This window comes from Deltaproteobacteria bacterium (assembly GCA_016931625.1).
Lineage (GTDB): Bacteria > Myxococcota > XYA12-FULL-58-9 > XYA12-FULL-58-9 > JAFGEK01 > JAFGEK01.
In genome coordinates this window covers 1-13943 of record JAFGEK010000113.1, presented here as the reverse complement: position 1 = coordinate 13943, position 13943 = coordinate 1, and the positions used below count along the sequence as shown (strand labels likewise).

The following is a 13943-nucleotide window of genomic DNA, read 5'->3' as shown; positions in this document are numbered from 1 at the left end:
CGCCCTGCATTAAATTCTATCTGTATTGTGCCAGTTACGCGAATCCAAGTTAGAACACCGGTGGCGTGATTATTAGCGAGTTCATAGAATAACTCGGCACCGCAAAATAAAGGTGAAAGTTCTTTTTCAAAAGAGTTCACGGGGTCACCAAAACTTCAAAAGGCATACGAGCTATTGGCGCTTCGCTAATATTATTTAATTTATTTAGAATAGCAGCGAAGGGATTTGGCACAACTTTTAAGACTTTATCAAATGCTAACACCAGTTGCCAAAATGAGTTATTTTGGGTCGCAATCCTGACTTCAATATCGCTCATTGGGTCAATCCCTGCACGTAAGCAAGCTTCAACTACAGCATGAGATAAATTTCCAATAGCGTCAACTAAACCCAGTTGTAATGCATGTTCTCCAGTATAGACGTTACCTTCGGCTATTTTTTTAACTTGATTAATTGGCAATTTTCGCCCAGCGGCAACTCGGCCAATGAAGGTCTCATATTCTTTAGCTAATAGAGTTTTTAGCGAGGCGCGTTCAGCATCAGCCATGGGTTTATAAATCGAGTCAGTATCAGCCTGCGGCCCAATTTTTCTTGTTTCTGCATTTATACCACTAAGTGCTAGCAAACCACTCAAATCAGGTTTAATCATATAGATACCGATAGAGCCAGTAATTGTTGAGGCATTAGCAATAATTGCATGGGCAGGTGTGGCAATATAATATCCTCCCGAAGCGGCGACACTACCCATCGATACAATCACCGGTTTTGTATCAGCTAACAAACGTACCGCTCGCCAAATAAGTTCAGCAGCAAAAACTTCACCACCAGGGCTATCAATACGCAACACTACAGCTTTTACCGTACTATCAAGGCGAGCTGATTCGAGTTGTTGAATTATATTTTGAGCATTAGCCGAATCCCCTGGGAACAGGCTTGCAATCCCATTGGCGGTAATATTTCCAACTATCGGAATTATTAAAATAACTGGTGCTTGTCCCCAATGTTGCGCCAAATGCTGCGCTGCTTTTAAGCTATCAGCAAGCAGAGTACCATTATTTCTAACTTGCGGAAGCATTGAGGGATCAGTTGGCTGACTTAACTCATCAACCAGTTTAAATTGTAAAGCTTGTTCTGCAGTTATTGTTCCTTGCTGAATTATGTTTTGGATGGTTGTGAAATCAAGATGACGATCATTAACTAAGCTAGCAATAAATTGGTGATATAGTTGAGAGAGAATCCGATCAATAATTTCTTTTTCAACTTGTTGCGACTCAGCTCTAGTTAAAGAATCAGGACCAGTCTTATAACGACCAATAGCAACAGCATTAAAACGTATACCAATTTTATCTAAAGCATTGGCGAAATATAAAAGAGTTACGGAATAACCATTTAGAGTTAAGCTTGCTGCTGGGTCAAAACGAATTTTGTCAGCGGCTGCAGCGATTAAATATTCTTTTTCATCACCGAATGCTAATTCGGCAACTACATATTTTCCTGCGGCTCGCAAAGCAAAAATGGCATTACGAATTTCTTCAACATCTGCTGTTTTAATATCAAGCGTACCTATTTCAAGCGTAACCTGAATAACCGCATCATTATAAGCGAGCTGATATAATTGTAATATAATATCAGATATTAAAGGCTCATCTTCAAATAATTTAGCTTTTGGCTTAAGGTCTCCGCTTAGTTGCACTATTACATTACTATGACTAGTTGGCAGCAAGTTTGGGCTTGGATTACTACGCCAGGTTAACATGCCTGTTGTTTGAATATTATTACCATAATGCTCAACTTGCCGACCCGCTCTAAACATTACCGCGCTATTTGCAAGTTCTACTCCTATACCTAACCATACTTCATGTTTATCTGGTTGATATGCAAGTTGCGCATGTACCCCATCTGTGGGGGTAAAATCTGCAAGTAATCGTGGAGTAGTAAATATACGTTGATCTGAAACAAGTTGAATATAAGCTTCAGCGCCTAAGGTAAGCCACGGCGTACCTTTAATTGGACGAATACCCAAACCCATCCATGTTGCACTCGCAAGTCGTTTATGAGCAATTTGTGGTTCATTTAATTGCTCAAGCCCAAATGATAAAGAGAGCCATGAAACTGGGGCAGTAATGATGGCGGCATTAAATACATTAGCACTTTCGCCTGCATGCATTAGATAGTTATAGTTTAGGCCAATAGCAAAGCTCTGATCAGTATTGAATCCTATACCAATAGTACCACGACGATTGATTAAATCAGTATGTAGCCATTCATAACCTAATTGTAGCGATAATGGCCCAATAGGAAAAACACCATAAAGTCCCCATTGTCTATTTTCATCAGCCGACGACGCCTGGCTATGGCGAAGTGAAAACTCAGATCCATTAACTAACGAAGCTGCAGCAGGGTTGTTAGGTGCAGCTATGACGCCACGTGATACACTACGTACATCTGTTGCATCAGTAATATCAGCTGCAGCAACCGTTGGAAGACAGGTAGCAATTAGCAAAGCGTAAATCATATAAACCTATAAGCTACATCCATTTCTTGTGTTAGTACCAGGATTTGGCGTTTTTTTTTACTTTAATTAGAGAAACCCCTATATCCCGGTAATATGTATTACAAGTTGACGTTGATGGGGACGGCGACGATGTTCCCAGAGATATAGTCCCTGCCAGGTACCAAGAGTAAGTCGCCCATTAGCGATAGGAATATTTTCACTAGTACGTGTTATGGCAGCACGCGCGTGGGCAGGCATATCATCCACTCCCTCATCGTTATGTTCCCAATCTCGCTCAGTTGGAGCTAAATCACTAAGCCAATGATTTAGGTCTCGCAAAACTGCGCGGTCAGCGTTTTCTTGAATTACTAAACTTGCTGATGTATGGCGAATAAAAATAATGCAACAACCCGTTTTTATATTACTTTGGTCTACGATTTTCTGAACTTCATGGGTAATATCGGTGAAATTGGCACCAGTTGTATTAATAGTGATTTCGCGTTGAAATATTAACATATGATTTACCAAGTCTATAAGTTGTACAGTCGTCAAGCAAAATTTCAAATTATTGTCGTTTAGTTAGTGCACTATGTAGCGAAATGCGTTAAAGCGAGTTCTTATGTCGATGAAGCGATCTAGAGCCAAATCTTTCGGGTCTTCATCACGGCGGTATGGTGATAATCCCATTAGCTTTAACAAAAAAACATCAAAGCACGAGCTAGAAAAATCGTGGGATGAGCATATGGAGGGTAAAACTGATAAAGCTTTTTCTGCATATTCTATGAAAGAGAGCTTTAAGCTAGGGGCGCTTATTGACCATAGCAAGTTTGGTAAAGGCGTTGTTCTTAAAGTTGAGGAACAGCGTATTGAAGTACTTTTTGCTGATGGCAAGCGTAAGCTCGGTCATGCACTTACTTAAAGTGTTAGCTGTTTAAAGTTCGGTAACATATTTATTAATTTCAGCTTTAAGTGCTGCAGAATGCATATGTTTATTTGATGAGCAAGGCACAGCTACACTCTGAGGTAGAGTATCGATTAAGCGCTTAATAGTGCTTACGTCATGTAGAGAATCACTAAGTGCATAGGATATCACAACTTTTGCGGTAATGGTTTTTAGATCTTGCCAAACCGAGAAACCAGCAAAGGCTTTTGCCGACATTTTTATACGCTGCGGGTGAGCAAATTTAAGAGTTTGTTCGTAGCGTTGCATTTGTTCTGGCTCGGCTTTTGCGTCGACTCTAAAAGTGCGAAGGTACCATAAAGCTAGATGTTTAATGAGCTTATAAGTCACAGCCGGAAGTTTTAATAAAAGAGGTGTCCACCAAGGAAAATTAAAATAACAAGTTGGGCCAATAAGAAAGGCACATTGAGGTTTTAGCTGCTGATTTTTTAGAGCTTCAAGAATGATACTAGCTCCAAGGCTACTTCCCATTATTATAAAATCATCAGGTGTAAGTTTTAAAATTGATGCAGCTTGAATGAGTTCTTGGGCTTGCTTGGGTATATAAAAATCTTGGGTTTGGGGGTTGATTAGTTCGGCTGAGCTTTTTTCTTTAGTTTCAAGATAATAAACAACATGTTCTGTAACTAAGACACTTAGCAAATCAAGCCATCCAGAGACAGCGCTGACCCAACCGGCAACAAAGAGAATAGGTTGGCCTTTAGGATTTTTAGGACGCCAAGTTAATACACGCAAATGTACATTGTGACTAATACGTATTAAGTTTTCGCTAAAGTCAACGTTAGTAATATTTAGTGGATCAGATGTCATTTAAATTGTAATAAGATATTAATTACCTAGTTACTATATATTTTTTAACAAAGCTTTTTTGTATTTTATAGTAATATTGCATGTTGCTCTGTGCCTAAAACCTAAGTAAAGTAAGGTAGTACGGTCAATTATTACGAGAAAGCCATGAACAAGAACAAAATATACACATTCTTTTTGGTTTTATCGGTATCGTCAATGTTGCTTGCAGTTATTACAATTATCCCCTCTCCAGGCGCCAGCAAACCTTCATTGCTGGGATATTATGCGGTTTGTTCTTTTGCACCAATTAGCACTTTAATTTTTGTAGTAATTTCTGCAATTTTTTATGTGGTGGGTAAACGATTATATGCAGCTAAATTAAAATAAGTTGTTTTTTATTAGTTAAGAATGCTCTTATTATATTCATAATATTACTAAACGAAGTTTGCAATTTAGGTTTATCTTAATTATGGCAACAAGCCCGGATATACTAATTGTAGATGCTGATACGACAACTCGTCAAGAACTAACTATTGTTGCTAAAGCTTGCGGTTTAACAGTTAGGGTTTTTGCAAATGCCAAAGAAGCATTAGCTGAATTAAAATTAACGATACCTCGGCTATTGCTAACTGAACTTGTATTACCTGGTATAGATGGATTTAAATTTTGTCATTTGATACGTCATGATTTAGGCTATAAACATTTGCCTATTGTATGCATCTCAAGTGTTGATTGGGGAGATGTAGATTTAGCTCAAGTACTTAATCGGCGTTATGATGCACTTTTTTTACCAAAAGGCTCACTTGCATCTGAATTAGTAAATATGCTGATAACGCTTCTTGATATAGATGAGACTGAAATATTAAAAAACCAAGCAATTATCCCTGAATCACGTCTAGGTAACGAAGAAGTAATTCGTGCCCAAGAATTAACCAAAGAGTTTGAATCTATTGTAGCGATAGCTGCGCAACGTCATAAAATTGCCGATACCCGAATAAGTAAAGAATATCGTGTTCGCTATCAGAATTTGGGCCAATTCGTGCAAGAACACACTGGTAATATTTCAAGAGGTGGTGCATTTATTTATAGTGAAAACCCGCCATCGCTTAATACCATAATATCAGTAGCCATGGAGATCCCTTTATTAGAAAATTCTTTACATCTAAACGCACGAGTTGTGCATCACTGTAATGGTCCAAATGGCTCCCATAGTGGATTTGGGGTTGAATTTATCGATTTGTCTAAAAAAGACCGCTTTGCTTTAGATACATTGATTACACAGCTTCGCCAAATGCAACAACGAGGGTCAAAAGAAAGTAACATTAACTGGATAGTATTATGTGGACTAAAAGTCGAGCCGTTTATTAATCATCCTACTTTTGTGGGGCGCAAAGAATTCGAGTTTATTAGTTGCGAGTCATTAATCGATGCTATGGATATTTTGACTATACGAGACGTACGTACGTGTATTGTTGGCGAGCCCGCCCTCGCAATACACGAACCATTTGCTGCATTAGAACGTCTTGGTAGTGTGCTTCGTCCTGGAGCACAACGGATACTAATTACCAATCGACAAGATTTGCATGAAGCATTAACTCGAGGTCTATGTGAAAATATTATCGATTCTTCTCAAAATATCGATTATCTAATTTGCCATATTGATTGTTGTCATGATATCCCAATGAGGAAGAGCATTCGTGTTTCATATGATGCTCCCGTCAACATTGTCTATAAAGGACAAGCCAAAAAAGCACGGTTACGTGATATTAGTTGTGGTGGTGCAAGACTCGTAATTGTGGGAACCCTTGAAAAGGACACAAAAATTACAATAGCGTTTAGATTAAAAGATCAAATAGAAATAATATGCCAAGCCTTGGTTGCTTGGAGTACACCTGATTATAATAACAGTAGTGAAATTGGTGTTACTTTTACTGATCTTGATGAAGCATCCATTACAGCAATTCGTGATTTTGTTCAAAATCATATTCAAGAATAATATGTGAGTTTAATGAAATTACCAAAGTTTCTAAATATTTTGTTGCCAATACTAGCTACGTTGTTATTAACAACTTTCTTGCTATTATCACTTCTTTTTGATCGTGATCCCTCATCTGGAGCTTTACGGTTAATCAATAGGCCTAAAGATATTATATTAATTGTAATTAAATCAGTAGTGCTAAATGTATGGCCATTAATGACAATATTAGCTTTAAGGAATCATCGCCTTTGGCGTATTGTTGCTATGGTAGGTAATTTGCTGTTTGTGATCTACTTTGTTTGTTTATTGATTAGCATTATATTGCATAATTTAGTGTATCCAGCAGCAACGGATACCGATCCTTTGCTGGCGTTATGGCTTATTATTTGGGCAAGTGTTGGTATTGCAATTTATTTAACTAGTAGTGTTGTGATTCTGTTAAATAAACCTAGTTAGTTTGCTCTACCAACACTTTTAGTTTGTTAAAGTGATAGTTATTAGTGAATTGAATAGATTGGCTCGATACATAATGGCACGAGAGTATTTGTAAGAGTGTCGATGGTTATTTGATTTGGTTCTACTGATGATTTATCTCGTGTACCACAGCTTTTAACATTTGCGGCAGTGGGGCATGAAGCTGTGCCACCACGTCGGCAACCAAGATTCTTGCAGTATTTATCTCCATCAGAATCGCTCATACCTTCGTAGCAGCAATATTGGCGTCCGGCGCATTGGCCGGTGCTATCCGAAGTGCAGATAAGAGCAGGTGCAGATGACAATGCTTTGGGGATATAGAGAAGACTACAAGCTACACCTACGAATAAGATAGCTGCAATTTTCATGAAAATCTCCGTTAATGAGAAAATAAGAAAATTACCAAATAATAGAAATAAATCAAATAAATCTTGTGAAATATATAAAAATTTATCATAGAAATATAAAAACATTCAATAATACAGTAAGTTAGTGATGACTAGGTATGATAGTTTTGATGGCTCAAATCAGACGAAATTAATTTAATAGGAATTGGAGAACTTTATTAAAATGAAAATTAAAATTAGCAAAAAAAAATTTACTGGTTAGCAAAAAAAATTCACTATTTAAAAAGCAAAATAAATCATGGAATATTACGGTGTTTTGTTTTCACAATATTTATTGGTTCAAGCTTAAGCTTTTCTATTGAAGCTATGCTTTTAAAAACCTTTGATTGTTATATAATCGAGTTCAAACATAAATATTCCCATCATTATTTAATTTTAAAGCAACATTAATAGAAGATGCTCCCCAAATAATAGTAGATCTTTTAAACTTCATACAGTTCATTATTGGCAGATGATAACGTATTCTTCAAGAGGTAAGTGTTATAATTAGTTGGCAGAGGTCTCACTCCCCCAACAACTCCACCACCGAATTAACCGTAAATACCCGCTGCCAATATTGCTTTAATATTCCATCATCATGGCAGCTTAGAATGCGTGCGGCTTCATCTTCATTAACTGAAATATTGCGATGAGCTAGTACATTAAGTATTGCGCGCGCCTCTCCCATAACTTCGCCTTTTTGTTGGCCCTCGGCCAAACTAAAGTGATATTTTGTGCAAGGTACGATAAATTTTTCTAAATCTACACCATCGATTAAAGCAAAAGCTAAAACATCAACAAGTGAACGATCGAAAATGGCTATTGCTTTTGGGTGTGTAGCGGAGGCCTTATCAATTTTTTTAGCTAACGTTGATTTTCCTGTTGCAGGTGCACCAGTAAAAACAAGCCAATTTGTACGAAAAGACGATGAACTATTAAGCTTACTAAGGCGATCAAGAAGTTTTGTAAGAGTCCACCTAAGGTAATAAAATACCGAAATGTTCTAAAGATACAACTATTGATTAATTAAGAGATATAAAAAATGGTGGAGCTGAACGGGATCGAACCGTCGACCTCTTGAATGCCATTCAAGCGCTCTCCCAACTGAGCTACAGCCCCATTTTTTTTAAAGAGCCGGTTTGCCATGAGTAAACTTACGGCTAACCAAGAGTTGGGCTATATACGCATATGTTCGTCTGACGACAAGAGATTTTTATCGATCTTTTTTTTATGTGTAAATACAACTAGTTAAGCAGCTTTTGGACAAATTTTGCAAGAATAGTATTAGCAGTTTTGGGTGGACTAAGCTCAGCGGTAAATACCACGATAAGATTGCGCTCTTTTAAAACATACATATTTTGCCCCATATAACCCTGAGTAGCAAAGCCGCCAAATGGTGGTACCCAACAATGATAGCCGTATTGCACCCCAACATCCCAACCTGAGGTAGCAGTAACCTGAGGCGTGGTTGCATTTTTAATCCACGCTGATGGGATTATTTGCTGATTAGCAAATTTGCCTTCATTGATAAGCATTAAACCAAAACGAGCAAGATCACGAGGGCGTAAATAGAGACCGATGCCACCCCAATGGGTGCCGCTTGCATCAGTATCCCAAGTGATATCAGTTATATTTAATGGCTTAAAAATTTTCTCGTTTGCATAGTCAAATGGTGTTACACCAGTAGCACGACGAATGATCTCCGCAAGAATTTGCGAATCAGCGGTGCTGTAATTCCATTTAATACCAGGCTCAGCTACCATCGAGCGTGATAAAAACTTGCATGCCGAGCACGCTTCACTGAAAACTTTAAAATCTGCCGCGGTGCCTTCAAGATATTTCAAACCGCTATGCATGGTTAATAGATGTTTTATAGTTATATTATTTTTTTTGCTGCTGGGTTTAGTAATTTCGTTTATGTCAAAAAAATCCAGTATCCGTTGGTCTACTGATTTAATAAAACCATCATTGATGCACAAACCAATTAACATGCTAGTAAAGGTTTTAGTAGTGGAGTAAAGAACATGCTTATCGTTTGGAGTTAGCTGCTGGTTTTTATCAATACCATATTGTTCGCAAACACGTTTGCCATTTTTAATAATTAGTAATGAATGCACTTGTAGTTTTCGGGTTTCGATTTCAGTAATAATACTTTGTATAATTTCAGGCGATATTCCCTCAGCAACAGGTGTTGATACAGGTATTAGTGTGTCAATGAATTCAGGGTTATTTAAAAAGTCTTTCATGGCGAGGAGTATCTAGTATTAATTAACAGATTAATAAAGAGATTAAATAAATTGCAAAAAAATAATTTTCAGGTTTACCAAACACCTTGTCAAAGACCTACCGTTTATAAAGCTATTCTTTTGGGGATAGTAAGGAGGTTGCTTTACCTTAGAGTATGGATCAAGCAATTTGGCACCAGCAAAGATGATATTGGATATAGTCCTGATAGTGACGACAAAGGTAATATTTATATTGCTGGCACAACTTCTGGCACCTTTGAGAACCATGAAAATAGTGGTGGCTTTGATGCTTGCCTTATAAAATTTAATCAAAATGGCGATATGATATGGGTGAAACAATGGGGAACTAAGGCTGATGATGAACTGCACACTATTGTTGTCAATAGCGATTATATTTATGTAACCACTCAGTCATATTTAGCTTTAACAAAGTATTCTACTGATGGAGCTTTACAGTGGGACAGAAAAGCTGATTTGGATACGACATACAGAAGTTATGGGATAACCATAGATGCTATAGGTGCAATAGTTGTTAGCGGTTTTACGGCAGATAAAATTTATAAAATTTCTGGAACAAGTCTTCTAAACGCTTTTATTCTTAAATACTCGCCAGAAGGTGAGTTGCAGTAGTATCGACAGTCATTGCTCAATACCGCAATGTCAATTAGATACTTATATGGGACTTTTTTGCTTAGGTTTTGCTAAACTTACCTTTTATAAAAGGAAATAAGTATACTATACTTTCCTCTTGAAAAAGGAAATATAATTGTATATATTTCCTTATAGATGACAAAATTATCGACAACTCAATATGTTCGAACTTTGCTTGAAGAACAAAAGCAAAGACTGCAATGTCAGTTTGTGCCCAGAGATATCAAATTTTCTGGCATTGGTAATAAAATTGAAGTTGCTATTGGTATGCGTCGCAGCGGAAAAACCTGCACCTTAATTCAAGAAATGCAACATTTGCAAACTCAGGGTTTGCCGGTTGAGCAAATGTTGTATTTAAGTTTAGATGATGACCGTATTGAACCTAATAACTTAGCTACGGTTGCTGATATAGTCGATCAGTTTTATGCATTATTTCCTAATAATCATCAGCAATTATGTCATTTATTTTTTGATGAAGTACATACAATTGAAGGTTGGCCGCGGTTAATTAGAAGATTGCACGATACCAAAAAAGTTAAGCTATGGCTTAGTGGTTCATCGGCCAAGCTGCTAAGCAGCGAAATTGCTACTGAGCTTCGTGGGCGTTCACTGGCTACGTGCGTTTGGCCTTATTCATTTAATGAATGGTTGCGGGCGCGAGGCGAAGAGCCTCAGCAACCTATTTTTTGGGGGCGCCCCAGTCTTGATTATTTTAAGCAACGGCTTACTTGGTATATGCAGTATGGTGGTTTTCCTGAAGTGCTGATGCTTGATGCTGGTCAGCGAGTTAGTGTGCTACAAAATTATGTTGAGGTGGTAATTTTTCGTGATGTAGTTGAACGTTATCATATTAAAAATTTGAGTGCTGCTCGTTATTTAATTAAAACCTTACTTCGCAATATCAGTAGACCTTTTTCAATTCATAAAGTGTATAATGATTTACGTAGTCAAGGGCGACGAATTGCAAAAGATACACTTTATGAATATGTTAGCTATTTTGAAGATGCTTTTTTATGCTTTGCTATCGAACAACATCATAGTTCTACGCGCAAAGCAGAAGTAACACCCAAAAAAGTGTATGCAATCGACCCTGGTTTAGTAGCCGCCTTTTTACCATCTGATACATGTGATTTGGGTAGGCGTTTTGAAAATCTTGTATATCTTGATTTGCGTCGCGCTGGGGCTACAGTTTCGTATTATAATACAAATGATAATGAAGTTGATTTTGTTATTAAATGGCCCCAAGGCAAAGTTGAATTAATGCAAGTTTGTTGGGATATTTACGATAGTAATACATATAAACGTGAAGAAACTGCGCTTAAGCAAGTACAAGCAGAACTAGGTGTATCTGGCACTTTGCTGACAGTAGAAAATTATCTACAGTGGATAGTAAAGATTGCACAATCATCAAGTAAGAATAGTTAGAAATACTGTTTGAAAAAATCAATAATTTTGGTTTACCTTTAAGTCGGCATTAGGCCCTTCATTTAAAAGAGGTGTAGATAGTGAGGTACCTATTTACATATCACTGTAACCTCAAGCGATTTTTGTCGTTTCTTGAAGATTTAGCACAGATTTTAAAAAGATTGACGATATTTCGCAGATGCAAGCATACGCGTCATGTTAGTAAGTGTTTTCCATGGGCTTTCGGTAACCGTGGTATTGGCAAGCCATGCTGGCAGATTGCCACCTGGATCAGTTTTTACTTGATAGGTGATTTCAATTATACCATCGGCTAGTGGTTCAAATTGCCAGAAGCCTTCTAATTTAGGCACTCGAACCATATCATTTTTGGGTTCGATAAATGACGGTTTGCCGTCTAATTTCATAGTTATGGTTTTGGTCTTTTGATCTTGGCTGATTTCAACATGATTTATCAAATCTCTATCTTGAATCGGAAATGGCGCCCCATTAATTAAATAGATATAGAAGTTATAAGGGCCGTCAGTTTTTAAAATGCTGGCATGTTTGCAATCAGCAATCCACTGAGGATAAGCAGCAACATCTCGCATTAAAGCTATGATAGAGTCTAAACTTGTTTTTACTTGGGTGACGGCGCGAAACTCTTTCATCGTAAAACCGGCAACATCACGGGTATATACTTTGACATTGTTACTATTTTTAACAAGTTCCCAGTTTGCCGCCTTAAGAGAAAATGCAGATAAAATAAGTATTAAAGCTATAAAAATACTTATTAGCTTGCTTTTCAATATATTTTCTGAGGGGCTAAATTGTGTCATTATACAAGGTTTTGCCGAGGGCATTATAGGCATTTAAATACAGCTGTGTTTTATTAATTATTTTGTGAGGCTGCTGCGGCGTCGCCGATATAGGCGCAATTATTAGCACCATAAATAAGGTGTCTAAGTTGTTCTTCGCTTAATTGTTCTTTTTGGTTTTTAATTGCCCATTGTTTTAGTGCTGTTTGAAGTTTCTCTAGGTCTTCGAGTTTACGACCAGAAACAACAGCTACGGTCTTGCCATTAAATAAAAGATCATAGATACAGCCAGTGATCAAATCGTCTACTTCGTCATTGGTGAACAACGCGCTACTTGTAGTAATTACCGCCTTGTGCGACATAATCTCATTTAGGTTGTTATCAAAGAAATTCTTAAAGTCTTGAGGATTTTTAACCTCGTGGAATTTTGCGCCCTCTTGCACTAGCGGATTATCATTACCTTTGCTAGATTTTACGGCAACGACTACGTCTTGTGGCGTTATGTCAAAACGCGCATTGAGATATGGATAGATACGAGCTTTATCGACACCCTTAAGCGTTATATTGATAACATTGGTTCCACCGTCTACTGCTTGATACCCACTATTTTTCGCATTAATCTTTGCGATTAAATCATTTTTAACGGCTTCCATTTTAGCTGCATCTGTTTGCGCAGGCACAAACACGGTGAATTGGCGACACTTATCATTGGCTGAGGTCTCAGCGTATAAACCGCCATCTTTGGGCGGTGGTGTACCAGAGTTGCTATTAATAACCTTGGCGTCGCTGCTTAGTCCAATTGACTGGCGAACTTTATCAGTAAAAATATTTTCAATTGACTTAAGTTGCTTATCAGAGAAAGACAGATCAGCAAACGCTTTTAGTCCCTTGATTACTGCGTCAGCATATGTATCTGCCTGCTTTGGGGTGATGAGACTACGATAATTTTGTCTTATATTTGCTTTTAATGCATCTTTTAACAAGTCTAATTGCGCTGGTGATTGCTTACTTGACCAAGCTAACAGAGCAGGTAACATCCCAATACGACTTTGTATTACTTTTTGATAATCATCGGCTGTTAAGCAATTATTAAGCCCCGCCCCTATTGTGGTGAGATTATTTTTGATCTCATCAGGCACTTTTTGCCATGGCGTCAAATTATTTATAGCGGCGTTTGATCTAGATGCGCTAACCCCTATATTGCTATTGCCTGGCTCGACAGCGCCGATCGTAGTAACAGGTAACCCATGATCTTTACGCCATACTTGCCGACCTTGCTCAAACGCATCTCGCTGTTCTAGGGTTGGCTTATTAACCTCTGCAACTGCTTTTAATAGCTCTTCTTTATTTTTCGGAATATCTATTGTGCCATAAACATTTTTAAAATTTTTAATTTCATTTTTGGCAGCGACCCAGATCTCTAGTGCTTTGCCATATTTTCTCATATCGGCTTTTTTGATATGTAATTCATTCACTAAGACATGACTTACTGTCGACTGCTCAGCAGTGAGAAATACGGATTTAGTAGCAACATTGGTTTGTAAAGGGGCCATAAAATTATACTCCTGTTATAATATTGCCCATAATCAATTATCTAATATTTTCAAGCAATTGCTAACAATGTCCTATGATTGGTCAAGTTTGTCAAGAGCTTGGTGTTTGCTGTTACTGATACGGTATATGTCCGCAGTATAAGCACGGGTAAATGTCCGCGATCAACATGGGCAAGGTGTAGTAGTTTGTCATGG

General features: G+C 37.6%; 13 protein-coding genes, 1 tRNA gene and 1 pseudogene. 6 read left to right on the top strand and 9 right to left on the bottom strand.

Annotation, left to right across the window (positions count from 1 at the left end):
* Window positions 1–136: 136 nt before the first annotated feature.
* Both sppA and JW841_10100 read right to left on the bottom strand, forming a co-directional pair.
* Window positions 137–2512, bottom strand: a complete 2376-nt coding sequence (gene sppA / locus JW841_10105) for a signal peptide peptidase SppA (protein ID MBN1961289.1) — start codon at window positions 2510–2512, stop codon at window positions 137–139.
* Between the two features lie 78 nt (window positions 2513–2590).
* A complete protein-coding gene (locus JW841_10100) occupies window positions 2591–3007 on the bottom strand; it encodes a YjbQ family protein (protein MBN1961288.1) in 417 nt (138 codons plus the stop codon).
* Window positions 3008–3116: 109 nt separating this feature from the next.
* Between JW841_10100 and JW841_10095 the strand changes: the two genes are divergently transcribed.
* On the top strand, window positions 3117–3410 hold the full coding sequence (locus JW841_10095; protein ID MBN1961287.1) for a hypothetical protein: 294 nt from the start codon (window positions 3117–3119) through the stop codon (window positions 3408–3410).
* Between the two features lie 12 nt (window positions 3411–3422).
* Here the strand turns inward: JW841_10095 and JW841_10090 are convergent, their stop codons facing one another.
* Window positions 3423–4262 (bottom strand): alpha/beta hydrolase, encoded by an 840-nt coding sequence (locus JW841_10090; GenBank protein MBN1961286.1) that lies wholly within the window; start codon window positions 4260–4262, stop codon window positions 3423–3425.
* Window positions 4263–4406: 144 nt separating this feature from the next.
* Between JW841_10090 and JW841_10085 the strand changes: the two genes are divergently transcribed.
* From JW841_10085 to JW841_10075, 3 genes are all read left to right on the top strand, one after another.
* Window positions 4407–4628, top strand: coding sequence for a hypothetical protein (locus JW841_10085; GenBank protein MBN1961285.1), 222 nt, complete (start codon window positions 4407–4409; stop codon window positions 4626–4628).
* 82 nt (window positions 4629–4710) lie between these two features.
* Window positions 4711–6237, top strand: coding sequence for a PilZ domain-containing protein (locus JW841_10080; protein MBN1961284.1), 1527 nt, complete (start codon window positions 4711–4713; stop codon window positions 6235–6237).
* Window positions 6238–6249: 12 nt separating this feature from the next.
* The gene (locus JW841_10075; protein ID MBN1961283.1) at window positions 6250–6675 is read left to right on the top strand and encodes a hypothetical protein; all 426 of its coding nucleotides are present in this window, start codon (window positions 6250–6252) and stop codon (window positions 6673–6675) included.
* A gap of 140 nt (window positions 6676–6815) precedes the next feature.
* Here JW841_10075 and JW841_10070 read toward each other — a convergent pair.
* The 4 genes and pseudogenes from JW841_10070 to JW841_10055 form a co-directional block, all read right to left on the bottom strand.
* Window positions 6816–7061, bottom strand: a pseudogene (locus JW841_10070) (hypothetical protein).
* A gap of 541 nt (window positions 7062–7602) precedes the next feature.
* Entirely contained in the window at window positions 7603–7797 is a 195-nt protein-coding gene (locus JW841_10065; protein ID MBN1961282.1) for a hypothetical protein, read from the bottom strand.
* 325 nt (window positions 7798–8122) lie between these two features.
* A tRNA-Ala gene (locus tag JW841_10060) sits at window positions 8123–8198 on the bottom strand.
* 125 nt (window positions 8199–8323) lie between these two features.
* Window positions 8324–9325 (bottom strand): serine hydrolase, encoded by a 1002-nt coding sequence (locus JW841_10055; protein ID MBN1961281.1) that lies wholly within the window; start codon window positions 9323–9325, stop codon window positions 8324–8326.
* 51 nt (window positions 9326–9376) lie between these two features.
* Between JW841_10055 and JW841_10050 the strand changes: the two genes are divergently transcribed.
* Window positions 9377–9955 carry an SBBP repeat-containing protein gene (locus JW841_10050; GenBank protein ID MBN1961280.1) on the top strand — a complete coding sequence of 193 codons (579 nt, stop codon included), beginning with the start codon at window positions 9377–9379 and terminating at the stop codon, window positions 9953–9955.
* Between the two features lie 156 nt (window positions 9956–10111).
* Entirely contained in the window at window positions 10112–11401 is a 1290-nt protein-coding gene (locus JW841_10045; protein ID MBN1961279.1) for an ATP-binding protein, read from the top strand.
* Between the two features lie 152 nt (window positions 11402–11553).
* Here JW841_10045 and JW841_10040 read toward each other — a convergent pair whose 3' ends face one another.
* Window positions 11554–12216: an START domain-containing protein gene (locus JW841_10040; GenBank protein MBN1961278.1), complete on the bottom strand. Its 663-nt coding sequence runs from the start codon at window positions 12214–12216 to the stop codon at window positions 11554–11556.
* Window positions 12217–12269: 53 nt separating this feature from the next.
* On the bottom strand, window positions 12270–13748 hold the full coding sequence (locus tag JW841_10035; GenBank protein ID MBN1961277.1) for a hypothetical protein: 1479 nt from the start codon (window positions 13746–13748) through the stop codon (window positions 12270–12272).
* Window positions 13749–13943 lie beyond the last annotated feature (195 nt).

Excerpts from the sequence above, each read along its gene's own strand:
- JW841_10100 (MBN1961288.1), bottom strand. The coding sequence starts at position 3,007 with ATGTTAATATTTCAACGCGAAATCACTATTAATACAACTGGTGCCAAT.
- JW841_10090 (MBN1961286.1), bottom strand. The coding sequence starts at position 4,262 with ATGACATCTGATCCACTAAATATTACTAACGTTGACTTTAGCGAAAAC.
- JW841_10095 (MBN1961287.1), top strand. The coding sequence starts at position 3,117 with ATGAAGCGATCTAGAGCCAAATCTTTCGGGTCTTCATCACGGCGGTAT.
- JW841_10055 (MBN1961281.1), bottom strand. The coding sequence starts at position 9,325 with ATGAAAGACTTTTTAAATAACCCTGAATTCATTGACACACTAATACCT.
- JW841_10075 (MBN1961283.1), top strand. The coding sequence starts at position 6,250 with ATGAAATTACCAAAGTTTCTAAATATTTTGTTGCCAATACTAGCTACG.
- JW841_10040 (MBN1961278.1), bottom strand. The coding sequence starts at position 12,216 with ATGACACAATTTAGCCCCTCAGAAAATATATTGAAAAGCAAGCTAATA.
- sppA (MBN1961289.1), bottom strand. The coding sequence starts at position 2,512 with ATGATTTACGCTTTGCTAATTGCTACCTGTCTTCCAACGGTTGCTGCA.
- JW841_10035 (MBN1961277.1), bottom strand. The coding sequence starts at position 13,748 with ATGGCCCCTTTACAAACCAATGTTGCTACTAAATCCGTATTTCTCACT.
- JW841_10080 (MBN1961284.1), top strand. The coding sequence starts at position 4,711 with ATGGCAACAAGCCCGGATATACTAATTGTAGATGCTGATACGACAACT.
- JW841_10085 (MBN1961285.1), top strand. The coding sequence starts at position 4,407 with ATGAACAAGAACAAAATATACACATTCTTTTTGGTTTTATCGGTATCG.
- JW841_10045 (MBN1961279.1), top strand. The coding sequence starts at position 10,112 with ATGACAAAATTATCGACAACTCAATATGTTCGAACTTTGCTTGAAGAA.